The organism is Sphingomonas arenae (assembly GCF_016924655.1).
GTDB lineage: Bacteria > Pseudomonadota > Alphaproteobacteria > Sphingomonadales > Sphingomonadaceae > Sphingomicrobium > Sphingomicrobium arenae.
The window spans coordinates 600,615-624,576 of record NZ_JAFFJU010000001.1 but is presented as its reverse complement, the minus strand read 5'-3'; the positions used below and the strand labels follow the sequence as shown (position 1 = coordinate 624,576).

Here is a 23,962-nt window from a genome sequence, read left to right as displayed (position 1 = left end):
GCGTCCCTCCCTACGGGACTCATCGGCTGTATTAGTGAAATAAGTCACTAGTTGCAATGGGCCCTAGAGCCTGCTGTCACTCAATGGCTTTTCGACCAATGACGCCCCTTGCGCCGCGAATGGTGGGCACGCCATTGTGCGGGTTAGATGGCTATGGGGCACATGTCCCGCAACAGGAGGGTTCACGCACATGCTGGAAGACGGCAATCCACTGACATGGGTGATCATCGGCTTCATCGCCGGCGGGATCGCCAAGCTCCTGATGCCAGGGCGTGATCCGGGTGGGTGCATCATCACAATCCTGCTCGGGATCGCAGGTGCGATGCTTGCAGGGTTCCTTGGACAGCAACTCGGGCTGGAAAGCGCGATGGACGGCGCCGGGATTATCGGTGCGATCGTCGGCGCGTTCCTGATCCTGCTGGCCTACCGGATCATCATTCGCAGACGCCGCTGATCCCCGTTCATCTTGGGGCCAGCGCCTGCGGACCAGTCTCGGCGCCGGTTCAAGGGAGAAGCACATGACCATCTTGAAGATCGCTGGCGCATTGCTTGCCGCGGCGGCTGTTCCCGCCGCTGCGGCCGCTCAGCCGGTCCAGGCGCAGGTTGCCGGGACGCGGCTCGACATCGTGGCTACGGGCGAGGTGAGCCGGGTTCCCGACATCGCGGTCATCTCGGCAGGGGTGGTGACGCGCAGCAGCACGGCCAGCGCGGCCATCGACGAGAATGCCCGGCGCATGGAGCGGGTTCGGAGCGCTCTCAAGCGCGCGGGGGTGGCCGATCGCGACATTCAGACGAGCAGCCTCAGCCTGAACCCCGACTACCGTTACGTCGAGAACCAGTCGCCACAGCTCGTTGGCTATCAGGCGACCAACATGGTCTCGGTGAACTTCCGCGATATCCGCAACACCGGCCGAATTCTCGATGCGCTGGTCGCCGAGGGGGCCAATCAGATCAACGGCCCGACCCTGACGATCGACAAGCCCGAGGCGGCGCTCGACGAAGCCCGCACGAAGGCCATCGCGAATGGCCGCGCGCGGGCGGACCTCTATGCACGTACGCTGGGCATGCGGGTGACCCGCCTTTTGTCCGTCAGCGAGGCGGGGGGCTTTGCGGTTCCGCCGCCGATGCCGGTCGCGATGCAAGCGGCGCGGGACGCCAGCAGCAAGATCGACCCGGGTGAGCAGCAGCTCCAGGTCAGCGTCACCATGAGTTTCGAGCTTCAGTAGTGGAATAGCAACGGGCCGCCCGGTCTCCCGAGCGGCCCGCCATTGTTGGTGTCCTGCGCTGTTTAGCGGACTCGACCGCGGCGCAGCAGGTTGACGATCGCGAGCAGGATGATCGCACCCAGCAGCGAGATCAACAGGTTCGGCAGCGAGAAGTCACCGCTGGTAATCGATCCACCGCCAAGCAGCGGAGCAAGCAGCAGTCCGCCGAGGATCGCACCGACGATGCCAACGACGATGTTCAGCAGGATGCCTTGCTGTGCATCGGTACGCATCACGATGCTGGCCAGCCAGCCAAGGATGCCGCCGACAATGATGATCAGAATCCAGGTAAGCATGCGTTCCCTCCTGTCAGTGCCGCCGCCTACTTGAGATGCAGCGGCCTTGCCGGACCAAGACGCGCAATGCGCGCAACTTGTTCCGCCAAGGGAACAGCTTCTTAACCGATAACGTGCCCGTAACGAAATTTGTCTGTTCGCAGACCCTTGCGGAGCCTGATCAGTAGCGCTGCTGACGCTCGTAGACCTGCCGGTAGTGCTGGATGCGGGTGACCCGCAGGCCCGGCATGCCGCTGCGGTCCACCGCGCGCTGCCAGCCGGCAAACTCCTCGAGGCTGAGGCTGTAGCGCTGGCACGCCTCATCCACCGTCAGAAGACCGCCCTGCACTGCCGCCACGACCTCGGCCTTGCGCCGGACCACCCAACGGGTGGTCGAGGGCGGAGGAAGCGAGTCCAGCGTCAACGGCTCGCCGAGGGGGCCGATGACTTGATGAGGCCTGAACTTCTGATTCTCGAGCATTGCTTCCTCAAACCCGGTTAATGGTGTGGTCGTGGACGCTGTTTACCGTTCGCCCGTTGAAAGAAAGCTGAAGCGCGCTGGTAAACAAAGGCGTCATCCCTCCTTCACACTCTTTAACCCTGTCTCATCCTCATCATCGCCGGCGAAGGCTCCGCCGGCCCGGCTGTATGCGTCGCGCCAGCCTTCGGAGGCGCTGAGCAGGCAGACGAGGGCGCTGTGCCGCTCGCTCGCGGTGACCGCGCAGCTCGGGTGGCTGGCCAGAATCAGGCGGATTTCCGCGGCCGAAGCCTCCCCATTCGCCTGCAGTTTCCCCTCGTATCGAGCCAATCCGTGCGTCCTTCGGCAGCATGCCGTGTGCATGGTCTAGCGGGGATGAGTGAATGTGGGGTAAAGAGCGGCCGAATGCCCATCAATTTCGACCTTGATCGCCCTCTCGCGGAGGCACGGATTGTCGTTGCCATGTCTGGTGGCGTGGACAGTTCTGTCGTGGCCGTGCTGGCGGCCCAGACCGGGGCGGAAGTTATCGGCGTGACGCTGCAGCTGTACGACCATGGCGAGGCGGTGAAGCGGTCTGGGTCGTGCTGCGCGGGGCAGGACATCTACGACGCGCGGACGGTCTGCGACCGGCTCGGAATCCCGCACTATGTGCTTGATTACGAAAGCCGTTTCCGTAGCGGAGTGATCGACCGGTTCGCCGACGATTATGCCCGGGGTCGCACTCCGGTGCCGTGCAGCCTGTGCAACCAGGGGGTGAAGTTCACTGACCTCATCGGCTTTGCCCGGGAGCTGGGCGCGGACTGCCTGGCGACGGGTCATTATGTGCGCCGGGTCGTCGCCGAGCGACACGTTAAGTTACAAAAAGGCGCCGATCCGGCACGCGATCAGAGCTATTTTTTGTACGGAACGACGCAAGATCAGCTCGAATTTCTCCGTTTTCCACTCGGAAACCTGCCGAAGTCCGAAGTCCGGCGGCTCGCGCTGGAATCCGGCCTGACGGTTGCGTCAAAACCGGACAGCCAGGACATATGCTTCGTCCCGGACGGCGACTATGCCGGGCTGGTCAAGCGCCTGCGGCCGGAGACCGCCGCGCCGGGCGAGATCGTCGATCTAGGCGGCCGGGTCATCGGCGAGCATCCGGGCGTGGTGCACTTCACCGTCGGGCAGCGGCGCGGGATCACGATCGGCGGGCAGAAGGAGCCGCTGTACGTGGTCCGGATCGAACCCGAGACGCGGCGGCTGGTCGTGGGGCCGCGACGGGCGCTGGCGGTGGCGGAAGCGCGGGTGGAGGAGCTGAACTGGCTTGGCGAGGACCAGCGGGAGGTGACCGTAAAGGTCCGGTCGCTGAGCGCTCCGGTGCCCGCCCGGATAGAGGGTGACCGCATCATCTTCGAGCGGCCCGAATATGGCGTGGCTCCGGGGCAGGCGGCGGTGGTCTATGACGGCGACCGGCTGCTCGGCGGGGGGTGGATCGCGGAGACCGTTGCGGCGGACCTGGTCGAGGCGGCCTGAAGGTGCCGCCACCGGTCAGTGCCGGCATCCTGCTGTTCAGGCAGCGCGACGGAAGGACGGAAGTCCTGCTAGGCCATCCAGGCGGCCCCTACTGGCGGAGCAAGGATGCCGGGGCCTGGATGATCCCCAAGGGCGCGGTGGAGGACGGCGAAGCGCTGGCGGAAGCGGCCATGCGCGAGTTTGAGGAAGAAGTGGGCATGGCGCTTGAGCAAGTGCCGTTCCCGCTGTGCACGGTGAAGCAGAAGGGCGGCAAGGTGGTGGAAGTGTTCGCGGTCGAAGGCGACCTCGACGCCGAGGCGATGACCAGCGCCGAGTTCACGATGGAATGGCCGCCCCGCAGCGGCGAGATGCAGCGCTTCCCGGAATTGGACCGGGCCCGGTGGATGGGTCTGGAGGAGGCGCGCAGGATGATCCTGCCGAGCCAGCGCCCGATCCTCGATGCGCTGGAGGCGAAGCTCTAGCTAGCGGCGGCGCGCCAGCACGAAGAGCAGCAGACCGACAGCGACCGAAGCGCCGAGCATGACCCAGGAGTCGCTCTTTGCCTGCGCCGCTGCCCAGAGGCAGAGCAGCAGGCCCGCGCCGGTGACGGTGAGCATGGCGAGGCCGAGCGGGCGGGCGAGGCGCCGGCTGGCGACCGGCAGTGCGACCAGACTGGCGCCGTAGATGAACAAACGGGCGAGGGTGCTGATCACGGCCAACCAGACGAAGCTGCCGCTGAGTGCGAGAACGAGGCCGACCGCGCCCATGAACAGGATGGCGTTGGCCGGCGTGTGCCAAGCCGGGTGCACGCGGCCGAACCAGCGAGGCAGCAAGTTCTCGTCCGTAAGGCCGAGCAGCACCCGCGGAGTAGAGGTGAGGGAGCCGAGGAGGTTGCCTGCGACCGAGGCCATGGCCGTGAGGCTCAGGATCAGGATGCCCGCGGGGCCGATCAGCGCTTCGGCCATGGCGGCGAGCGGCGCGTCCGGCTGGGGGCCGGGTGGCATGACCGCAGCATAGGCGAGCTGGACCAGGGTGTAGAGCGCTGCGGTGGCGATCACCGTGGCGATTAGCGCGCGCGGGATGGTGCGTTCCGGGCTGCGGGTTTCGGCGGCTGGGACGACGCTGTTTTCGAACCCGACGAACGCATAGAGGGTGGCGAGCGCGGCGGCTTCGAAGGCGCCGAACTCGGGCGGCGGACCGGACGGCACAGCGCCGGACGAAGCGAGCGCCCAGAGTGCCAGCGCCACCAGCGGCAGGGCCTTGAGCAGGCTCAGCGCGTCGAGGGCGCGAACGGCCCGGCGCAGGCCGATGAGGTTGATCCAGGTGAGCAGCGCCACGAGGGTCACGAGCACGACGGCTCGGCCGAGGGTGGTGCCAAGCGGCGGCCAGAGCGCTCCGGCATAGGTGGCGAACACGGTGGCGTTGGCGGCGAGCGCCGTCACCCGGGCCAGGAAGTAAAGCCAGCCGACCTGGAAGGAGATCGGCCGGCCAAGCACGGCGGTGTAGGCGACGGGGCCGCCGGAGACGGGGAACAGGGCCGCGAGCCGGGCGAAGGGGATGACGATCAGCAGGAACAGGCTGCCGAACAAGGGAAAGAGCCAGGGGCTGAAGCTGCCGAACTGGGCGTGCAGGGTGCCGGGGAGGGCGAAGATGCCCGCGCCGACGATCCCGTTGAAGCAGAGCAGGGCCGAGCCGAGCGGACCGATGTCGCGGCGGAGGCTCGGTTGGTCGGCGGCGGGGCCGCTCAAAGCTGGAAGCTGCCCTCGATGGTGGTGAAGCAACTGCCGCCGAGCAGCACCCGGTCGCCGGCGAGGCGGCAATCGAGAACGCCGCCGCGCTTGCTGGCCTGCAACGCGGTGAAGTGACTGCGGCCGAGTCGCTCTTCCCAGAAGGGCACGAGGGCGGCGTGGGCGGAGCCGGTGACCGGATCCTCGTCGATACCGAGATAGGGCACGAACACCCGGCTGGCGATGTCGTGCCGGTCGCCGGGGGCGGTCGGGATGGCCATGCGCGGGAGCGACTTCAGGCGCACGAAATCGGGCCTGAGCGCACGCACCTCATCCTCGCTGTCGAGCAGCAGGATGGCGCTGTCGTTGCACTCGCTGGCGAGCCAGACCGGGCGGTTCGAAAGACCCAGCGCAGCGCACAGCTCGGGCTCCTCGACCTCACGCAGCTCGGCGGCCGGCAGGCTTAGTTCGAGGAGGTCATCGGCCGAGCGTCGGACAGTGAGGATGCCCGAGCGGGTGGCAAATCGGACCTGCTCGCCCGTCAGCAGGATGTGGCCGGCAGCGAGGCTGGCATGGCCACACATGTCGACCTCGGCGAGCGGCGTGAACCAGCGCAGGTCGTAGTCGGCGTCGGCTCGGTCGGACGGGATGGTGAAGGCCGTCTCGCTGAGGTTGTTCTCGGCCGCGATCGCCTGGAGCGTGTCGTCGGGCAGCCACTGCTCGAGCGGCATGACGGCGGCGGGGTTGCCGGTCAGCGGGCGCTCGGCAAAGGCGTCGACCTGGAAGAATGGCAGGATCATCGTGTCTCCGTGATCTCGTGCGGGAGCATGCCCTCCCGGTCGGTGTGGCCCTCGGGATCGAGATGGAGGAAGATCTCCGTGCCCGGGAAGCGGCGTTGCAGGTCTTCCTCCACGCGGTCCATCCTGTCGTGGGCTTCCTTGACCGTCCACTCCTCCGGCACCCAGCAGTGGAACTGGATGAAGTCGTGGGCTCCGCTGGAGCGGGTGCGGACGTCGTGGATGCCCTTGAGCTCGGGATAGTCGGCACAGGCGGCAAGGAAGGCCTCGCGCTTATCGATCGGCCATTCCCGGTCCATCAGCTGGTCGACCGAATGCTGGGCCGCGTTCCACGCTCCCCACAAGAGCCAGGCCGCGATGACGATCCCGAAGGCCGCATCGGCGCCGCGGACGTGCAGCCACTGGTCGAGCACCAGGGCGAGGATGACGGCCGAGTTCAGGAACAGGTCGGACTTGTAGTGGAGATTGTCGGTCTGGATCGCGATGGAGCTGGTCCGGGCGATGACCCGCTTCTGATAGGCGAGCAGGAGGAAGGTGCCGAGGATGGCCGCGAAGCTGACGCCGATGCCGAGCTCCGCATTCTCGGTCGGTGCGCCTTCCACCAGGCGATGAATGGCACGCCAGGCAATGCCGATGGCCGATCCGGCGATGAGCACGGTCTGGCCTAGTGCGACCAACGCTTCCGCCTTGCCGTGACCGAAGCGATGGTCGTGGTCGGCCGGCAGCGCGGCGATGCGCACGCCGGCCAGGGTGACGAGGCTGGCAACAAGGTCGAGCGCCGTATCGGCAAGGCTGCCGAGCATGGCGGTGGAGTCGGTGGCGATGGACGCCCAGACCTTGGCGCCGAGCAGGACCAGCGCCATGGCGACGCTGGCCAGTGCCGCCCGCTGGGTTAGGCGGGCGCGGGCGTCGCCGGTGACCCTCATGGGAAGAGCAGGCCCTCGGTCCAGCCGTCGGGCGCGCGGGTGAAGAGTCGGCGCTCGTGCAGACGGAACGCACGGTCGGCCCAGAATTCGATCTCTTGGGGAACGAGGCGGAAGCCGGACCAGCGCGGCGGCCGCGGCACGTCGCTGCCTTCGAACCGGGACTTCATGGCAGCGAAGCGCTGCTCGAAGGTCTCGCGCCGGTCGAGGGGGCGGGACTGGTCGGAGGCCCAGGCGCCGAGCTGGCTGTCGCGGGCGCGGGTGGCGAAATAGGCGTCGGCCTCCGTGTCGGCGACGCGCTCGATCGGACCGGTGGCGCGGACCTGCTTGCGAAGCGATTTCCAGTGAAGGCAGATGCCCGCATGGGGGTTGGCGGCGAGCTCGCCGCCCTTTCGGCTGTCGAGGTTGGTGTAGAAGGTGAAGCCCTCGGGGCCATGGCCCTTGAGCAGCACCATGCGCACCGAGGGACGGCCGTCCGGATTCGCCGTGGCGAGGGCCATGGCTTCGGGGTCGTTCGGTTCGGATGCCTGCGCCTCCGCGAACCACTCGGCGAACAGGGCAAAGGGATCGGTCATGGCGCGCTGATTTAGACTCCTCTGCGCTGGAGTCGAGGTCAGGCGGGCATGACGGAGAAGTACCAGGCGTAGAAGGCGGTCCAGACGGCGAGCAGGATAGCGAGGCGGGCGCGGACGCCGATGTGGCGGGAGAGGAGCCCGCTGATCGCGCCGGTGAGGACGGCTACGAGCAGGAAGCGGGGGAGGCGAGCAAAGAAGGTGGCGAGGAGAAAGAGGAAGAGGGCGCTGCCCTGCTCCCCGGCTGCGGCGGCGAAGAGCTTGTAAGGCGTGCCGCCGAAGCTGCCGGCGAGCATGCCGAGGAAGCCGTCTGCCGCCCAGATGTCGTCGACTTGCGCCATCAGGGTGGGCGAGATGGCCGGAAGGGCGTTCATCAGGTGGGCGAGCGCGGCGGGCTCGTGGGCGGCCCAGGCGTAGGTGACGGCCCCTCCCAGCGTGGCGCTGCCGGCGGCGACGAGGGCGGCGAGCAGGCCGGCGCGGGTGCCGCTGCGGACCGCGATCCAGCTGATCGGCACGTCGGCGACGATGAACCAGAGGATCGCCTCGGCCGTGCTCCAGCCGGCGACGAGCCACAGCGGCAGGGTGAGGCCGAGTGCCCGGATGAAGGCGAGCAGGGCGATGAGGCTCATTGGGCGAAGAAGTAGTTCACCAGGTGGAAAAACAGCGGCGCGGCGAAGGTAACCGAGTCCATCCGGTCGAGCGCTCCGCCATGGCCCTCGATCATCACGCCCCAGTCCTTGGCGCCGAGCGAGCGCTTGACGGCAGAGAGGACCAGGCCGCCGAGGAAGCCGGCGAGGACGATGGCGGCGGCCATGGCTGCGGCCTCCAGCGGGGTGAAGGGCGTGATCCACCACAGGGCCGCGCCGACGCCAGTGGCGGCGAGGCTTCCGCCGACGAAGCCCTCGACCGTCTTGGACGGGCTGACGTTGGGAGCGATCTTGCGGCGGCCGAACAGCTTGCCGGCGACATACTGGAGGACGTCGCTGAGCTGCACGACCGTGATCAGGAAGAAGAGCAGGAAGATGGGCTGGTGGTCGCCGGGCAGCTCGAGCAGCAGGAGGGCGGGAGCGTGGCTGATGCAGAAGACGGTCAGCATCAGCGCCCACTGGATGCGCGCGGTGCGGGCGAGGAAGTCGTCGGTTTCGCCCTTCAGGACGGCCAGCACGGGGAGCAGCAGGAAAGCATAAACCGGGATGAGGATGGTGAGCATCGACTGCCAGTCGATCCAGACGAGCCAGTATTGCAGCGGCAGGAACAGGTAGAAGGCCGCGGCGACCGGGCGGTGATCGGTCGGGTGCGTCGGCGTGAGGGTCAGGAACTCGCGCAGGCAGTAGAAGCTGATCAGCGCGAACAGGACGATGGTGACGCCCTTGCCGAAGATGAAGGCGAGGGCGAACACGCCGACCATTACCCACCAGGCCTTGATCCGGGCGTTGAGGTTGCGGACAGTTTCGCGCCCGTTCTCGGTCGTGACCCGTCGGGCGAGGGCGAAGCCGACGGCGGAGGCGAGCAGCAGCAGGGCGAGTACGCCGCCGAACAGCAGCTGCATGGTGGGATCGATCGTCGGAAGGGTCATGCCATCTGCACCACGGCCGCGCGGGCCCGTTCGAGGAAGGCCGGCTTGGTCTCGCTGGCCTCGAGCTGAAGGGGGCAGCCGAAGCGCGCGACGCAGCTGATCGGCACGGGGAGGAAGCTGCCCTTGGGAAGGGCGCGGCGGAGGTTGTCGAGATAGACGGGGACGAGCTCCGCCTCCGGGAAGGCCTTGGCGAGGTGGTAGAGGCCGGGCTTGAACGCGCCGGGGAGCCGCTCGAAGGCTCGGGTGCCTTCGGGGAAGATGATCAGGCTGTCGCCGGCGGCCAGGGCGTCGCGCAGGGGCTCGAGCGGGTCGCTGCCGCGGGCGTTGCGCTCGATCAGGACGGCGTTGAGGATGTTGACGGCGATGTAGCGGTTGACGGCGCCCTTGCCCCAATAGTCGGCGGCGGCGACCGGACGCGTGCGGCGGCGTAGGTCGGGGGGCATGGCAGCCCACAGGATGATGGTGTCGAGATGGCTCGAATGGTTGGCGAAGTAGATGCGCTGGCGGGAGGAGGGCGCGCAACCGACCCACTGGCCGGTGCCGCCGACCAGGAACCGTGTGAGACCGATCAGCAGGGCGGAGATCATGGCTGGAGCGCTCGGCTCAGGCGGGTGAGGCGCAGCGCGATGGTGAGGGCGGTGCCGGCGGCGATGACTCCGAGGGCGATCTGGATGGCGGGGAGCCAGAAGGCGGCGACGAGGCAGCCGACCGTCAGCGCGGCCATGCGATGCGGCTTGGCCATCGGGCCGCGGAAGTCCTGCGGGAAGCCGAGCGCGCCGCCGAGCAGCCGGACGTAGGCGCAGACCGCCGCAAGCAAAGCGGCGAGCCAGCCGAGCCAGCCGAAACCCGACGCATAGCCGGCGGCGACGAGGAACAGGCTGTCTTCGAGCCGGTCGGGAAATTCGTTGAAGATGGCGCCGGTCGGCGAGCCACGGCCGCCCTCGACCGCGATCAGGCCGTCGAGCATGTTGGCGAGCAGGCGCAACTGGACGCACACGGCGGCGACGAGGAACAGCCACGGCATGTCCTGTGCGTAGACCAGCGCCGCGGCCCCGAGCCCCGCGATCAGCACGCCCAACACCGACATGCCGTTGGCGCTGATGCCGCTGGCGAGCGCGGCGCGCGTGACCAGCCCGGCCCACCAGGTGGTGCGCGACTTCAGCGGCCGCCGGTTGGCGGTGGAGCCACTCGTTTCCATATTTCCCCCGAAACAAAGGTGGCAGAGCACCGCGTCGATGACCAGAGTCATTGACGGTTCTGCCACGCGCCCACAAACAACCGGTTAAGCGGACATTTGGAACAGGCATGGATCTTTACGCACGACTGGGGATCAAGCGCGGCGCGAGCGAGGAGGAGATCAAGAAGGCGTATCGCAGCCTCGCCAAGCAGCTTCATCCCGACCGCAACAAGGACAATCCCAAGGCGGCCGAGCGCTTCGCGCAGGTGACGAGCGCCTACGACCTCTTGTCCGACAAGGACAAGCGCGCCCGCTACGACCGGGGCGAGATCGACGAGGAGGGCAATCCCAAGATGCCGTTCGGCGGCGGCTTCGGTGGCGGCGGGGCTTACGGTGGAGCGCGTCCCGGTGGCGGCAATGGTGGGTTCGAAGGCTTCGGCGCGGGCGACACCGCCGACCTGTCGGACCTGTTCGAAGGACTGTTCGGCGGCGGTGGCAAGCGTGGGGGCGGCGGGCCGTTCGGTGGGTTCGGCGGCAGGCGGCAGGCTCCTCCCCAGAAAGGGGCGGATATCGCGTACCGGCTGAAGGTGCCGTTCGTGGATGCGGCGACGCTCGCCCCTCAACGGGTGACGCTGGGCGACGGCAAGACCATCGACCTCAAGCTGCCGGCCGGTGTCGAGGATGGCACCAAGATCCGGCTCGCCGGCAAGGGCGAGCAGGGTCCGGGCGGGACGGGCGACGCGATCGTGACCGTCGCGATCGAGCCGCACCGCTTCTTCACGCGGGACGGCAAGGACATTCGCCTGAGCCTGCCCGTGACCCTGAAGGAAGCGGTGCTGGGGGGTAAGATCAAGGTGCCCACGCCGGACGGACCTGTGATGCTGACGGTCCCCAAGGGGAGCTCGTCCGGCAAGGTGCTGCGGATCAAGGGGCGCGGCTTTTCCGACCGCAACGGAACGCGCGGCGACCAGCTGGTGACGCTGGCGGTGGACCTGCCCGCATCCGACGCCGAGCTGGAGCGCTTCGTCAGCGAATGGAGCGGTGGCGGCAACCCGCGGGCGGCCTTGGGCGTCTAGTCGCCTGATCCATGCTGGAAACCTCTCCTCAATCCCCCGAAGAACGGCGCAAGCACCTCGCCCACATGAAGGCCCGCTTCGGCGAGCAGGTGGTTCGCCGCGTCCGCCCCGGGACTCGGCCGTTCGAGATCCTGAAGCGGGTTGCGCTCGGCGTATACAACGACGGCTTCATCCACGCCGGCAACCTTGCCTACCTGTCGCTGCTATCGATGTTCCCCTTCTTCATCTCGGCCGCGGCCTTGCTGCAGCTGCTCGGGCGGCCGGAAGATGTCGCGCAGACCGTGGGAGTGATCCTGGCGCAGGTGCCCGCGGACGTTGCCGACGTGCTTCGCGACCCGATCAGCGAAGTGCTGACGGCGCGGACCGGACCATTGTTGTGGTTCGGCGGGCTGGTCGGCCTGTGGACCGCGACCAGTTTCGTCGAGACGATCCGCGACATCCTGCGGCGGGCCTATGGCGTGAAATATACGGCGCCATTCTGGGAATATCGGCTGATCTCCGTCGCCTTCATCATCGGCGCGGTGCTGCTGCTGATGATCGCGTTCGCCGCCACCGTGTTCATGGCGTCGCTGCAGCGGGTGATCACCGGCGTGTTCCCGCAGTTCGAGGACATTGCGTCCACTATCCAGATCTATCGGGTGATCCCCGCGCTGGCGCTGTTCGGGACGGTCTACACCATCTTCGTGGTGCTGACGCCGTCGCGATATCGCAAGAAAAGCTGCCGCAAGTGGCCGGGCGCGCTGCTGGTCACCGTCTGGTGGCTGGGCACGGCCGAGCTGTTGCCCGAGGCCATCAGCCTGGCCGGCGGCTATGACCTGACCTACGGCAGCCTGGCGGGCATCATGATTGCCCTCCTGTTCTTCTTCATCATCGGGCTGGGCGTCACGATGGGCGCGGAATTGAACGCGGCACTGGCGGAAGTGGAGCCCACGGCGCTAGAGGGCGAAGTCTATTCGGGGCCGTTCCGCGACCAGCTGGAGGTCGAGGAAGCCGCCCCCGACGAAACGGAACCGAAGGAAAGAGAAGGGGGGGTGGAGGTATGACTCCGCTGATGCAGGGCAAGCGCGGGCTGATCATGGGCCTGGCGAACGACCGGTCGCTGGCCTGGGGGATCGCGCAGAAGCTCGGGCAGGCGGGCGCGGAGATGGCGTTCAGCTATCAGGGCGAGGCGCTGGAGAAGCGCGTGCGGCCGCTGGCGGCGGAGCTCGGGTCCGACCTGCTGGTCGACTGCGACGTGAGCGACATGGCGGCGTTGGACCGCACATTCGCGGCGTTGCAGGAGCGGTGGGGCGGGCTGGACTTCCTGGTCCATGCGATCGGCTTTTCCGACAAGAACGAGCTGCGCGGCAAGTTCGTGGACACCAGCCTCGACAACTTCCTGCTGACGATGAACATCTCGGTCTACAGCTTCGTCGCCTGCGCCCAGCGCGCAGCGCGGATGATGCAGCCGGGCGGGTCCATGCTGACGCTGAGCTATTATGGCGCGGAGAAGGTCATCCCGCATTACAATGTCATGGGCGTGGCCAAGGCGGCGCTGGAGACCTCGGTGAAGTATCTGGCCGCCGACCTCGGGCCCGAGGGCGTGCGGGTCAATGCGATCAGCGCCGGGCCGATCAAGACGCTGGCGGCGAGCGGGATCGGCGACTTCCGCTACATCATGAAGTGGAACGAATATAACGCGCCGCTGCGCCGGAATGTGACCATCGAGGATGTCGGTGGGGCGGGGCTGTATTTGCTTTCGGACCTTGCGTCGGGAGTCACCGGTGAGGTTCACCATGTGGATGCGGGCTACAATGTGGTCGGCATGAAGGCCGAGGATGCGCCCGACATCGCGACGGTGTGAAACTCAGCCCGGCTGTAGCGACCCTACAGACGGGCGCTCTGTCCCGCGAAAATTCTTAGATCACCTGTAGTTCGGTAGCCAGCTTGGCATGCCGAGGCCAGCAGACCTCCCGAAGCGTAGCCCACGATCGGGAGATCGGGCCTGACCGATGCAACGGCGCCCGTGGCGTCGCCGACGAGGTCGCAGTCGATCAAGGAAAACAGATTCGACATGCCGATGCAGGATTCCGAGACGTTGGCGATGCACCCCGCCGCATAGCTCCCTGCGTCCGTCCTTTTCCCCAAAATGGTAATCTCGGCGGCTTGGAGCAGCGACGCGCAGAACATGCGCTCTTCTGTCGGCGAGCCGGCCGCTTTCCATGCGTCTTCCCACTGTTCCAACGAGCGGGCATCAGTGACCCTTTCCCAGCCAACCTGCTCTCGGGCGGGGCCTTCGGGTCGGTAGATCCATGATGCCTCGAATAGAAGGTCGAAGCCTTGGTCGCGCAGATCAAGCTCGCTGAAGCTGTCCTTGTATCCAATCGCACCCCCAAACCTGGATGACAGCTGGCGGAGGTATTCCTTGACCTCCTCCGGATATCCCTCGGAAAGGATCGTCAGGTGCGAGTAATATGGGGGAGGAGGGCCTCCGGCGATGAAGGCGGCCGGCGTGCGAACGTATTCCAACCCGCGCGATCGAAAGACCGCCTCATAAAGATCGGCATTGTTCCGCGCAGCCATAGTTGCGCGAGGATCGGCGCTCACCGGCTCACCCGCGGACCTGCTCGGCTCACCCCGCGAACGGATCCCGAACCAGGATGGTGTCGTCGCGCTCGGGCGAGGTGCTGACCAGCGCGACGGGGCAGCGGATGAGTTCTTCGACGCGGCGGATGTACTTGATGGCCTGGGCGGGGAGTTCGGCCCAGCTGCGGGCGCCGGCGGTGCTTTCGCTCCAGCCTTCGATGTCCTCGTAGACCGGCTCGACGCGGGCCTGGTCGGCGGCGTGGGGCGGCAGGTGGTCGAAGGCCTGGCCGTCGATGCGGTAGCCGGTGCAGATGCGGATGGTGTCGAGGCCGTCGAGCACGTCGAGCTTGGTCAGCGCGACGCCGGTGATGCCGCTGACCGCGACCGCCTGGCGGACGAGGACGCTGTCGAACCAGCCGCAGCGGCGGCGGCGGCCGGTGACGGTGCCGAACTCGCGCCCTCGCTCGCCGATGCGCTCGCCGATCTCGTCGTGGAGCTCGGTCGGGAAGGGGCCGGAGCCGACGCGGGTGGTGTAGGCCTTGACGATGCCGAGCACGAAGCCGGCGGCGCCCGGGCCGGTGCCGCTGCCGCTGCCGGTGGTGCCGGCGACCGTGTTGGACGAGGTGACGAACGGATAGGTGCCGTGGTCAACGTCCAGAAGAACGCCCTGCGCGCCTTCGAACAGGATGCGGCGGCCTTCCGCGCGTGCCTCGTCCAGGTCCTTCCACACGGGCCGGGCGAAGGGGAGGACGAAGTCGGCGATCTCGCTGAGGTCGGCCTTGAGGCGCGCGCGGTCGACGGGAGGCTCGCCGAAGCCGGCACGAAGGTGGTCGTGATGGGCGCAGAGGCGGTCCAGGAGGGGGTCGAGCTCGCCGAGGTGCGCGAGGTCGCAGACACGGATGGCGCGGCGCCCGACCTTGTCCTCGTAGGCCGGGCCGATGCCGCGCCGGGTGGTGCCGATCTTGCCGGCGCCCGATGCGTCCTCGCGCAGGGCGTCGAGGTCGCGGTGGATCGGCAGGATCAGCGGGCAGGTCTCGGCGAGGCGGAGGACGTCGGGGGTGACGGCGATGCCCTGCGCGGAGATGCGCTGGACCTCGTCGCGGAAGGCCCATGGGTCGAGGACGACGCCGTTGCCGATGATCGAGGGCGTGCCGCGGACGATGCCGCTCGGCAGGAGTGACAACTTGTAGACCTCGCCACCAACGACCAGCGTGTGCCCAGCATTGTGGCCGCCTTGGAAGCGCACGACCATGTCGGCCCGGCTGGCGAGCCAGTCGACGATCTTGCCCTTGCCCTCGTCGCCCCATTGCCCGCCGATGACGGTGACGTTGCCCACTGTGTCTGTCCTTTCCGAGCGGCGACCCTGTCCGCCGCGAGTCCGCCGGCGCTCCTATTGGCTGGGGCCGGATTGGTCCAGTTAATGCAGCCTGGAGCCGTTCGGGACCGGCTTGTCGGGGCTGACCAGCACCACAGCTCCCGCTTCGTCCGAGAAGCCGAGGGTCAGGACTTCGCTCATGAACGGGCCGATCTGGCGGGGCGGGAAGTTGACCACGGCGGCGACCTGGCGTCCGACGAGGGACTCCGGCGTGTAGTGGACGGTGATCTGGGCCGAGCTGCGCTTTGTGCCGATCTCCGGGCCGAAGTCGATGGTGAGCTTGAACGCGGGCTTCCGGGCCTGGGGGAAGGGCTCGGCGGCGATGATGGTGCCGACGCGAATGTCGACTGCCAGGAAGTCGTCGAAGGTGATGGTGTTCATCTGGGTCTCCGAGCTAGTGCGCTCGTCCTGAGCGGACCCCGGACTTGATCCGGGGGGAAGTCGAAGGGCGTATGTCTTGCCGATGCCCTTCGACTGCGGCCCGGAGGGCCTCCGCTCAGGACGAGCGATAATCCTAGAATTTCAAGGGGACGACCTGGCGGACGCCTTCAAGGTGGCTGAGTTGTTCGACGACCTCCGGCGGGACCGTGCCGTCGACGGCTACCAGCGCGACTGCCTCCCCGCCGGCGGCGCGGCGGCCGAGGTTGAAGGTGGCGATGTTGATGCCGGCGTTGCCGAGGGTGCTGCCGAGCGCGCCGATGAAGCCGGGTGCGTCGTTGTTGACGATGTAGAGCATGGAGCCGGCGAGATCGGCTTCCACGCCGACGCCGAAGATGTCGACGAGGCGCGGGGCCTTGTTGCCGAACAGGGTACCGGCCACGCACCGCTCGCCGTCCGGGGTACCGGCGGTCACGCGAACGAGGGTGTGGTAGTCGCCCTCGCGCTCGTGGCGGATCTCGCGCACGTCCAGGCCGCGTTCCTTTGCGAGGAAGGGGGCGTTCACCATGTTCACGGTCTGGCTGTAGGTACCCATGAGGCCGGCGAGGACGGCGCCGGTGATCGGCTTCTGGTTGAGCTCGGCGGCCGCGCCCTCGACCTCTACCGCGACGGAGCGGACCTCCTCGCCCAGCACCTGTCCGAGCAGTTTCCCGAGCTTTTCGGCAAGCGCCATGTAGGGCTTGAGGCGCGGGGCCTCTTCGGCGGAGAGCGAGGGCATGTTGATGGCGTTGGTAACGCCGCCCAGCAGCAGGAAGTCGCTCATCTGCTCAGCCACCTGTATGGCGACGTTGACCTGCGCCTCGCTGGTGGACGCGCCGAGGTGGGGCGTGGAGATGAAGCCGGGCGTGCCGAACAGGGGAGAGGCGGTCGCGGGCTCGGTCTCGAATACGTCGAGGGCGGCGCCGGCCACCTGCCCGCTGTCGAGCGCGTCCTTTAAGGCCGCTTCGTCGATCAGGCCGCCGCGCGCGCAGTTGATGATGCGGACACCTTTCTTCGTCCTGGCAAGATTTTCCCGAGACAAAATGTTGCGAGTCTGATCGGTGAGCGGCGTGTGCAGCGTGATGAAGTCGGCGCGGCGAAGCAGGTCGTCGAGATCGACCTTCTCGATCCCGAGCTCCAGCGCGCGTTCGGGGGTGAGGAAGGGATCGAAGGCGATGACCTTCATCCGGAGGCCGAGTGCGCGGCTGGCGACGATCGAGCCGATGTTGCCGGCGCCGATCAGGCCGAGCGTCTTGGCCGTGAGCTCGACGCCCATGAAGCGGTTCTTCTCCCACTTGCCGGCCTGGGTGGAGGCGTCGGCCTCCGGCAGTTGGCGGGCGAGCGCGAACATCAGCGCGATGGCATGCTCGGCAGTGGTGATGGAGTTGCCGAACGGCGTGTTCATCACGACCACGCCGCGCGCGGTCGCGGCGGGGATGTCGACATTGTCGACGCCGATGCCGGCGCGGCCGACGACCTTGAGGTTGCGAGCGTGCTCGAGGAGCTTGGCCGTGACCTTGGTCGAGGAGCGGATGGCGAGGCCGTCATAGTCGCCGATGATGGCGGCGAGCTCGTCGGGGGTCTTGCCGGTGATCTCGTCGACCTGGATGCCGCGCTCCCGGAAAATGGCGGCGGCCTTGGGGTCCATTTTGTCGGAGATGAGGACTTTGGGGGTCATGTTTACCTCGTCGTTCCTGCGGAGGCGGGTCTCTTTCGTCCTGCCGTCGCGCATGATTGTGAGTTCAGGAGATGGATCCCCGCCTTCGCGGGGATGACGGTTAGGCCGTGTGCTGCCGGGCCCAGTCGAGCCACGGGCCGAGCGCCTCGATGTCGCTCGTGTCCACCGTCGCGCCGCACCAGATGCGAAGGCCCGGAGGGGCGTCGCGGTAGCCGGCGATGTCGTAGGCGACGTCCTCGGCGTCGAGCAGCGCGGCCATGCGCTTGATGCGGGCTTCGTCGGCGCTTTCCAGGGTCAGGCAGACGCTGGTGCGGGAGCGGATCGCGGGGTCGGCGGCGAGGTGGGACAGCCATTCGCGCTGCTCCACGATGCGGTCGAGCGCGGCGGCGTTGGCATCCGAGCGGGCGATCAGGCCCTGCAGACCGCCGAGACCCCTGGCCCATTCCAGCGCGAAGATCGCATCCTCGACGGCCAGCATCGACGGCGTGTTGATCGTCTCGCCCTTGAAGATTCCTTCGCTCAACTTCCCCTTCGAGGTGAGCCGGAAGACCTTCGGCAGCGGCCAGGCGGGCGTGTAGCTTTCGAGCCGCTCGACCGCGCGAGGGCCCAGGATCAGGACGCCGTGGGCGCCCTCGCCGCCGAGCACCTTCTGCCAGGAGAAGGTGGCGACATCGATCTTGTCCCACGGCAGGTCGTAGGCGAACACGGCGCTGGTCGCGTCGGCAAAGCTCAGGCCTTGGCGATCGGCGGCGATCCACTCGCCATTGGGTACCCGGACGCCGGAGGTGGTGCCGTTCCAGGTGAACAGCACGTCGTGGCTCCAGTCGACCTGGGAGAGGTCGGGCAGCTGGCCATAGTCGGCGCGAATGACGGTGGGATCGAGCTTCAGCTGCTTGACCGCGTCGGTGACCCAGCCCTCGCCAAAGCTCTCCCATGCGAGCGCGGTCACGGGCCGCGCGCCGAGCATGGTCCACATCGCCATCTCGTAGGCGCCGGTGTCGGAACCGGGCACGATGCCGATGCGGTGAGTATCTGGGAGTTGCAGCATCTCCCGCATCAGGTCGATGCAGTGGGCGAGGCGCGCCTTGCCGAGCTTGGACCGATGCGAACGGCCAAGGCTGTCGAGTTGCAGCTTGTCGGGGGACCAGCCGGGCGGCTTGGCGCACGGACCGGAAGAGAAGAACGGACGCGCGGGACGCACGTGAGGCTTGTCAGTCATAAACTCTCCTCGCAGAGAGCACGCGCCGCGTTGGGACGGCGTGGCCCGCGGCCCGCGTAGGTGTTTTTGCGGGTTGCGGCAAGTGCGTTCGCGAATCCGATTCTGTGGATAAGTTCCCTCGAGAGTCATTCGCGGGACTCATTTTGATCAACGACTCGGCTCCATTCATCGCTTCGCCTGCGCGACTCGTCCCGGATGGCCCGCGTCAAGGTTGTAATCATTAACCAACCGGGGTCTTTTCCTGTTCGCCGATGACGCGAGGGGCAAATCGTCGTGTCGGCGGGGGCTGGGGAGCTCCTTTGAGATGAAGGACTTGAGCGCGCGAGCAGCAACGCCGTGCGAGCATGTCCGAGTAGTGGATCGGGAGTGAAGACCTGCATGGCGCACGCACTGACAGCAACCAACGGCCTGTTCCGCAGCCGAGACCTGTTCGTGCATGACGGCGCCAAGCTGCGCCGGATCCGCCTGTCGGCCCCGGTGCAGGGGATGTTCCTGGTCGCGCTGATGCTGCTGGTCGGCTGGTCGATCTACGCCGCCGCGCTGATGAGCCGGGGCGAAGAGGTGCCGACCCCGGTCGCAACCGGCACTGCCGGCATCGAGAAGCTCGCCGCCGCTGCCGAACTCCGCGCCCGCGAGATCGAGCGTCGCCAGGAACTGTTGGCCGCAATGCTGTCCGGCCAGGACATCGACCCGGCCGACCTGCCCAAGACCACGGAGATGGCCGCCCTGCCGGCTGAGATCGCCGGTCCGCTCGCCCGCGCCGAGGACCGCCTCGCCGCGGAGGAGAGCGCCGCCGCTGCCGAGCTGGAAGCGCGCTACAAGACGGCCGCACGCGAACTGCGCAAGCTCGGCCTCACGCCGCAGCGCGTGGCCGTGGGTGGTCCGTTCGAGCCGGCCGGCAAGGGCGGTTCGAGCTTCAAGGCGCTGTTCAACAGCTGGAAGAAGCTCGACCAGCTGCAGGACGGCGTGATTTCCGTCCCGGCCGACAAGCCGGTTCGCACCGCGGCGTTCACCTCCGGCTTCGGCGTCCGCTCCGACCCGTTCGGTGCTGGTGCGGCCCGCCACATGGGCATCGACCTGGCAGGTCCGGTCGGCACGCCGATCTATGCCACTGCCGACGGCGTGGTGACGGAGGCAGGGTACAACAACGGCGGCTACGGCAACCTCATCAAGCTGGACCATGGGCGCGGCATCGAGACGCGCTACGGCCACCTGTCGGCGTTCAACGTCCGGGCCGGCCAGCGCGTGAAGCGCGGCGACATCATCGGCCGCATGGGCTCGACCGGCCGGTCGACCGGCAGCCACCTGCATTATGAAGTGCGGATCGACGGCCGCGCGGTGAACCCGATCCCGTTCATGCGCTCCACCGATTACCTGCTGGCGATGCGCAACGGCACCGGCGTCGGCGCCATGGACCATGTCGCGCTCGGCGGACCCGAGAAGGGCCGCAAGTAAGCTTGTCCGGGTTGCCCCGACTGCCTATCTCGGCCTCGTGAGCGAGGCCCTTCCCATCATCCTGACGGCAAACGCTGCCAAGCGAGTTGCTGCGATCGCATCCCGGCAGAACAAGCCGGCGATGCTGCGGCTGTCGGTCGACGGCGGCGGGTGCGCGGGGTTCACCTACAGGTTCGGCCTCGCCGAGGAGCCGGAGGCGGACGACACGGTGGTGGAGACCGACGGCGTCAAGCTGGTGGTCGACGCGATGAGCCTGGAGCTGGTCCAGGGATCCGCGGTCGATTACGTCGAGGATCTCGGCGGGGCAGCGTTCAAGGTCCAGAACCCGAATGCGGCCAGCGGCTGCGGCTGCGGGTCGAGCTTCTCCATCTGATCGTTGCGGGCTAGGGCGAGGCCATGAAAATCGCCACCTTCAACATCAACGGTATCCGCGCGCGGCTCCCCCGCCTGCTCGAATGGCTGGAGCGGGAGAAGCCGGACGTCGCCTGCCTGCAGGAGCTGAAGTGCGCGGACGAGGCGCTGCCGGTCGGCGACATCGAGGCGGCGGGCTACGGTGCGGTGTGGCACGGGCAGAAGGGCTTCAACGGGGTCGCGATCCTGACCCGCGGACGCTCACCGGACCTGCGGCGGGTAGGCCTTCAGGGCGATCCGGACGACAGCCACAGCCGCTATATCGAGGCGGAGGTGGACGGGGTTGTGATCGCGTCCATTTACCTGCCGAACGGCAATCCGGTCGGCACGGAGAAGTTCAGCTACAAGCTCGCCTGGATGGAGCGGCTGCGCGAGCACGCCGCCGAGCTGCTGGCGAGCGAGCGGCCGGTGGTGCTGGCCGGGGACTATAATGTGGTGCCGGAGGACCGCGACGTCTGGTCCGCGACGCGGATGGGGCATGACGCGCTGCTGCAGCCGGAGACGCGGGCGGCGTGGCGGCGGCTGCTGTTCCAGGGCTGGACCGACGCGCTGCGTGCCGTTCACCCGCGCGAGGAAAAGCTGTGGACCTTCTGGGATTATACCGCAGGCTGCTGGCAGCGCGATGCGGGCTTCCGGATCGATCACCTGCTGCTGTCACCCGCGGCGGCCGACCGCCTGCAGGGTGCGGCGGTCGACAAGTGGGTGCGGGGGGAGGAGAAGGCGAGCGATCACGCGCCCACGTGGGTGGCGCTGAGCTGAGGGGGTTATGTCTGCTTAAGACCCATTGCAGGCATTAGGGCCGATGGTAGCCTGTGCTTGAAGAGAGGCCGTATGAGTGCTGCTACGGAAGCTTTTGCTGCTCACAAGAACATATCTATCAAGCGTATAATGATTGTGGGTCAGCCTGGCTCCGGGAAGAGCACCCTAGCCGCCGTGCTTGGGAAGCGCACTGGCCTTCCGGTCATCCATATTGATAAGATACACTGGCAGCCAGGATGGATTGAGCGAAGCACGGTCGAAAAGACACGTTTGTGCCGCGAGGCTGAGCAGCAAGAGGAGTGGATCTTTGAGGGTGGTCACTCTATCACTTGGCCAAGCAGGCTAGCACGAGCAGACATGCTGATATGGATTGATCGACCGGCAAGTCTCCGCTTGTGGCGAGTGCTTCGAAGGGCAGTTCTGGGTCTCGGGCAAACCCGACCGGATATGGCAGACAACTGCCCGGAGAGGCTCCGCTCACTACCTGAGTTTTTCAATTACATCTGGAAAACTCGCGAGAGTGGCTCTGCGAAGATCGCCAGACTTGCTGCGCTCGCTCCCGTTGGTTGCGAAGTCGTCCGCATAACCTCGAACGCGGACGCTGAGAAGTTCGTCGCGAAGTTCGCTCCGTTGTGTCCGCTTTCCACCCAGAGCGGACATTCGATCACCAGCCTCAGAGCGCTTTCTCGTACACTCGATAGACCTTGTTGATGTCCGCGCCGGGCAGCTGGGCGATGGACATCATGCCCTGGTTGTCCTCCAGCACCCAGCCGAACTCGCCGTGGCTGGCGCCATACTTGCCGACGGAATAGGCGCGGGACTTCTCGATCATCATGAAGGCCAGCTGGCCGGCGAGGCGGGAGCCCTGGAGGCGCTTGGCCACGCCCATGAGCGGCACGCGCATGCGCCGGGTCCGGGGCTTGCGCAGGCGCCACAGCAGCTTGGCCCAGCCGAACGGGAACAGCCGGCCGTCCAGGTCCGCGAGCAGTTCGTTGATGTCCGGAATGGTGATCATGAAGGCGACCGGCTCGTCCTCATATTCGGCGACGTAGACCAAATCCTCGAAGATGATCGGCTTCAGCTTCTTGCCGGCGTAGGCGATCTCGGACTCGGTCAGGGGAATGAAGCCCCAATTGTCGGACCAGGCATCGTTGAGGATGCCGAGGATCAGCGCGGCTTCTTCGGCGAAGCGGCTCTTGTCGACGCGGCGAAGGCGGATGCGGGGGTTCTTCTCGCCCGCGGTGATCAGGCGCTGGATAAGCGGGACCATGCTGATGCGGATGTCGAGTTCGTAGGTATAGAGGTCCTTGGCCTTGGCGTAGCCGGCGGCCTCGACCCAACCTTCGTAGGCGGGGCGATGGTGGCCCATCATCGCGGTCGGGGGCTGGTCGAAGCCCTTCACGAGGAGGCCGACTTCGTCCCACACGGACAGGCTGAAGGGCCCGAGGGCTCGGGTCATTCCCTGGTCGCGCAGCCACTGCTCGGCGGTGGTGATGAGGGCGGCGGCGGCCTCGGCGTCGAGCGCTTCGAACATGCCCCATTGGCCGGTGCCGGCGCCCATGTGGTGGAGCACCAGCTCGTCCACTTGGGCGCTGATCCGGCCGACAGGCTTGCCGTCGCGCTCAGCGAGCCAGAAGGCGGCGCGGGCATGTTCGAACCACGGGTTCTTGCCCGGGGTGATCAGGCCCATGACCTCGTCCTTCAGCGGCGGAACCCAGGCGGGGTCGTCGCGGTAGACGTCCCAGGCGAGGTCGACGAAGCGCCGCCGGTCGGCAGCGGTGGTCACGGGGCGGATCACGAGGGTCATGGGTCGGGGACCTAGCGCAGCGTGGGATGGCACGCCATGGCTCGCTAGCGGACGGCGCGGGTCTTCCACAGCTTCGGCGCGAGGCTGACGGCCGCGAGGAGGGGCCAGCGCTTCTGCCAGGGCTTGAGCTGGATGTCGGTGCCGGCGTGGCGGTTGATCTTCCACGCGATATATTCCGCGCCGCCGGCGAAGGTGGCGCTGGCCTTGGCGAGGCGGAGCACGGACAGGAGCTTGCCCTCGACCCGGCGGCGGCGCCAGCTGACGTTGCGGCGGCGGCCTTCGGCGCGGGCCGCGGCAAGGGCGGGACCGGTGAAGCGCAGGTAGCGCTCCGGATCGGCGTCCACGACCGACTGGCCACGCTCCTTTCTCTCGGCGCGGAGTTCGGCGGAGTAGGTGAGGGCGAAGGCGGCCCGCCACAGGTCGAGCGGCGGCTGGTCGTTCGGGAGGACGGCGAGGGCCGAGCAGAGCAGGGTCGGTGCGGCGCGGGCGACGGCGGCGATCGTTCGGCCTTGAGCGGCGACGTCCGAGAACCACACGAGGCGAGACGGCTGGGCGAAGCGCGCCCACACCGACACGCTCCGGGTCTCCGGCCCGTTGAGGCGAAAGAAGTCGGCCTCGCTCAGCACCGCATATTTGGCGGTGAGCCCGTCATGTTCGAACGGGAAGACGTTGGGCGGGATCAGCCGGTTGGCGGGCGCGAGCCAGCTGCGGCCATAAGCGTCGGCATAGCTAGACACGATCAGGTAGAAGTCGAGCATCAGCCCGTCGAGTTCGCGCTGACGCAGGCAGGAGCCGTAGAAGAGCACCGCGCGGCTGGCCTTGCCGTACTTGTCGGCTAGCGCGCGGGCCATGGCGGAGACTCGCGGATCGACAGGTTCGAGGAGTTCCTCGCGAACGAGCTCGCGCAACTGGCTCATGG

Annotated in this window: 28 protein-coding genes; 10 read left to right on the top strand and 18 right to left on the bottom strand. The window is 67.3% G+C overall.

Translation table 11 applies throughout. The annotated features are described in order from the left end of the window. Window positions 1–190 precede the first annotated feature (190 nt). Window positions 191–454: a GlsB/YeaQ/YmgE family stress response membrane protein gene (locus tag JT720_RS03155; RefSeq protein ID WP_205479298.1), complete on the top strand. Its 264-nt coding sequence runs from the start codon at window positions 191–193 to the stop codon at window positions 452–454. A gap of 64 nt (window positions 455–518) precedes the next feature. Further along, window positions 519–1,226: an SIMPL domain-containing protein gene (locus tag JT720_RS03150; RefSeq protein WP_205479297.1), complete on the top strand. Its 708-nt coding sequence runs from the start codon at window positions 519–521 to the stop codon at window positions 1,224–1,226. Window positions 1,227–1,288: 62 nt separating this feature from the next. Here JT720_RS03150 and JT720_RS03145 read toward each other — a convergent pair whose 3' ends face one another. From JT720_RS03145 to JT720_RS03135, 3 genes are all read right to left on the bottom strand, one after another. After that, window positions 1,289–1,561 carry a GlsB/YeaQ/YmgE family stress response membrane protein gene (locus JT720_RS03145; protein ID WP_192584919.1) on the bottom strand — a complete coding sequence of 91 codons (273 nt, stop codon included), beginning with the start codon at window positions 1,559–1,561 and terminating at the stop codon, window positions 1,289–1,291. 160 nt (window positions 1,562–1,721) lie between these two features. After that, window positions 1,722–2,021, bottom strand: coding sequence for a CtrA inhibitor SciP (gene sciP, locus JT720_RS03140; protein WP_192584918.1), 300 nt, complete (start codon window positions 2,019–2,021; stop codon window positions 1,722–1,724). A gap of 93 nt (window positions 2,022–2,114) precedes the next feature. Next, entirely contained in the window at window positions 2,115–2,348 is a 234-nt protein-coding gene (locus JT720_RS03135) for a hypothetical protein (RefSeq protein ID WP_205479295.1), read from the bottom strand. A gap of 75 nt (window positions 2,349–2,423) precedes the next feature. Between JT720_RS03135 and mnmA the strand changes: the two genes are divergently transcribed. Continuing rightward, window positions 2,424–3,530: a tRNA 2-thiouridine(34) synthase MnmA gene (mnmA, locus tag JT720_RS03130; RefSeq protein ID WP_205479293.1), complete on the top strand. Its 1,107-nt coding sequence runs from the start codon at window positions 2,424–2,426 to the stop codon at window positions 3,528–3,530. Window positions 3,531–3,532: 2 nt separating this feature from the next. Continuing rightward, window positions 3,533–3,991 (top strand): NUDIX domain-containing protein, encoded by a 459-nt coding sequence (locus JT720_RS03125; RefSeq protein ID WP_205479291.1) that lies wholly within the window; start codon window positions 3,533–3,535, stop codon window positions 3,989–3,991. Here the strand turns inward: JT720_RS03125 and JT720_RS03120 are convergent, their stop codons facing one another. From JT720_RS03120 to JT720_RS03085, 8 genes are read right to left on the bottom strand one after another with little or no spacing between them, the layout of a single operon-like run. After that, window positions 3,992–5,257 (bottom strand): APC family permease, encoded by a 1,266-nt coding sequence (locus JT720_RS03120; protein ID WP_205479289.1) that lies wholly within the window; start codon window positions 5,255–5,257, stop codon window positions 3,992–3,994. Next, window positions 5,254–6,036 (bottom strand): PhzF family phenazine biosynthesis protein, encoded by a 783-nt coding sequence (locus JT720_RS03115; RefSeq protein ID WP_205479288.1) that lies wholly within the window; start codon window positions 6,034–6,036, stop codon window positions 5,254–5,256. Before JT720_RS03115 ends, JT720_RS03120 begins: the two co-directional genes overlap by 4 nt. Next, a complete protein-coding gene (locus JT720_RS03110; RefSeq protein ID WP_205479286.1) occupies window positions 6,033–6,959 on the bottom strand; it encodes a cation diffusion facilitator family transporter in 927 nt (308 codons plus the stop codon). The genes JT720_RS03115 and JT720_RS03110 overlap by 4 nt, the downstream gene beginning before the upstream one ends. Further along, a complete protein-coding gene (gene pdxH / locus JT720_RS03105) occupies window positions 6,956–7,531 on the bottom strand; it encodes a pyridoxamine 5'-phosphate oxidase (RefSeq protein ID WP_205479284.1) in 576 nt (191 codons plus the stop codon). Before pdxH ends, JT720_RS03110 begins: the two co-directional genes overlap by 4 nt. 38 nt (window positions 7,532–7,569) lie before the next feature. Beyond that, window positions 7,570–8,157 (bottom strand): hypothetical protein, encoded by a 588-nt coding sequence (locus JT720_RS03100; protein ID WP_205479282.1) that lies wholly within the window; start codon window positions 8,155–8,157, stop codon window positions 7,570–7,572. Next, a complete protein-coding gene (locus JT720_RS03095; RefSeq protein ID WP_205479280.1) occupies window positions 8,154–9,104 on the bottom strand; it encodes a phosphatidate cytidylyltransferase in 951 nt (316 codons plus the stop codon). The genes JT720_RS03100 and JT720_RS03095 overlap by 4 nt, the downstream gene beginning before the upstream one ends. Then, window positions 9,101–9,691, bottom strand: coding sequence for a lysophospholipid acyltransferase family protein (locus JT720_RS03090; protein ID WP_205479279.1), 591 nt, complete (start codon window positions 9,689–9,691; stop codon window positions 9,101–9,103). The genes JT720_RS03095 and JT720_RS03090 overlap by 4 nt, the downstream gene beginning before the upstream one ends. Beyond that, entirely contained in the window at window positions 9,688–10,368 is a 681-nt protein-coding gene (locus JT720_RS03085) for a CDP-alcohol phosphatidyltransferase family protein (RefSeq protein ID WP_205479277.1), read from the bottom strand. The genes JT720_RS03090 and JT720_RS03085 overlap by 4 nt, the downstream gene beginning before the upstream one ends. Before the next feature lie 41 nt (window positions 10,369–10,409). Here JT720_RS03085 and JT720_RS03080 point away from each other — a divergent pair, with 41 nt between their 5' ends. Genes JT720_RS03080 through fabI form a run of 3 tightly spaced genes read left to right on the top strand, consistent with a single transcriptional unit; the run spans window position 10,410 to window position 13,200 of the window. Next, window positions 10,410–11,357 carry a DnaJ C-terminal domain-containing protein gene (locus JT720_RS03080; RefSeq protein ID WP_205479276.1) on the top strand — a complete coding sequence of 316 codons (948 nt, stop codon included), beginning with the start codon at window positions 10,410–10,412 and terminating at the stop codon, window positions 11,355–11,357. Between the two features lie 11 nt (window positions 11,358–11,368). Next, entirely contained in the window at window positions 11,369–12,400 is a 1,032-nt protein-coding gene (locus tag JT720_RS03075; RefSeq protein WP_205479275.1) for a YihY/virulence factor BrkB family protein, read from the top strand. Then, a complete protein-coding gene (gene fabI, locus JT720_RS03070) occupies window positions 12,397–13,200 on the top strand; it encodes an enoyl-ACP reductase FabI (RefSeq protein WP_205479274.1) in 804 nt (267 codons plus the stop codon). Before JT720_RS03075 ends, fabI begins: the two co-directional genes overlap by 4 nt. Before the next feature lie 23 nt (window positions 13,201–13,223). Here the strand turns inward: fabI and JT720_RS03065 are convergent, their stop codons facing one another. The 5 genes from JT720_RS03065 to JT720_RS03045 form a co-directional block, all read right to left on the bottom strand. Next, window positions 13,224–13,943 carry a hypothetical protein gene (locus JT720_RS03065; RefSeq protein ID WP_205479273.1) on the bottom strand — a complete coding sequence of 240 codons (720 nt, stop codon included), beginning with the start codon at window positions 13,941–13,943 and terminating at the stop codon, window positions 13,224–13,226. 25 nt (window positions 13,944–13,968) lie between these two features. Beyond that, window positions 13,969–15,258: an adenylosuccinate synthase gene (locus JT720_RS03060; RefSeq protein ID WP_205479272.1), complete on the bottom strand. Its 1,290-nt coding sequence runs from the start codon at window positions 15,256–15,258 to the stop codon at window positions 13,969–13,971. A gap of 81 nt (window positions 15,259–15,339) precedes the next feature. Continuing rightward, entirely contained in the window at window positions 15,340–15,678 is a 339-nt protein-coding gene (locus JT720_RS03055) for a tRNA-binding protein (protein ID WP_205479271.1), read from the bottom strand. 133 nt (window positions 15,679–15,811) lie between these two features. Continuing rightward, a complete protein-coding gene (gene serA, locus JT720_RS03050; RefSeq protein ID WP_205479270.1) occupies window positions 15,812–17,392 on the bottom strand; it encodes a phosphoglycerate dehydrogenase in 1,581 nt (526 codons plus the stop codon). A 100-nt stretch (window positions 17,393–17,492) separates the two neighbouring features. Beyond that, the gene (locus tag JT720_RS03045; RefSeq protein WP_205479268.1) at window positions 17,493–18,611 is read right to left on the bottom strand and encodes a phosphoserine transaminase; all 1,119 of its coding nucleotides are present in this window, start codon (window positions 18,609–18,611) and stop codon (window positions 17,493–17,495) included. A 378-nt stretch (window positions 18,612–18,989) separates the two neighbouring features. Between JT720_RS03045 and JT720_RS03040 the strand changes: the two genes are divergently transcribed. The 3 genes from JT720_RS03040 to xth are packed head-to-tail and all read left to right on the top strand — an operon-like array spanning window position 18,990 to window position 21,236. Then, complete coding sequence (locus JT720_RS03040) at window positions 18,990–20,066, top strand: M23 family metallopeptidase (protein WP_237219625.1); 1,077 nt, start codon at window positions 18,990–18,992, stop codon at window positions 20,064–20,066. A gap of 37 nt (window positions 20,067–20,103) precedes the next feature. Next, entirely contained in the window at window positions 20,104–20,439 is a 336-nt protein-coding gene (gene erpA, locus JT720_RS03035; RefSeq protein ID WP_336511929.1) for an iron-sulfur cluster insertion protein ErpA, read from the top strand. A 23-nt stretch (window positions 20,440–20,462) separates the two neighbouring features. Then, window positions 20,463–21,236 (top strand): exodeoxyribonuclease III, encoded by a 774-nt coding sequence (gene xth / locus JT720_RS03030; RefSeq protein WP_205479265.1) that lies wholly within the window; start codon window positions 20,463–20,465, stop codon window positions 21,234–21,236. Between the two features lie 673 nt (window positions 21,237–21,909). Here xth and JT720_RS03025 read toward each other — a convergent pair. Together JT720_RS03025 and JT720_RS03020 are read right to left on the bottom strand one after the other, a co-directional pair. Further along, complete coding sequence (locus JT720_RS03025) at window positions 21,910–23,043, bottom strand: N-acetyltransferase (protein WP_205479264.1); 1,134 nt, start codon at window positions 23,041–23,043, stop codon at window positions 21,910–21,912. A 44-nt stretch (window positions 23,044–23,087) separates the two neighbouring features. Further along, window positions 23,088–23,960 carry a hypothetical protein gene (locus JT720_RS03020; protein WP_205479263.1) on the bottom strand — a complete coding sequence of 291 codons (873 nt, stop codon included), beginning with the start codon at window positions 23,958–23,960 and terminating at the stop codon, window positions 23,088–23,090. Window positions 23,961–23,962 lie beyond the last annotated feature (2 nt).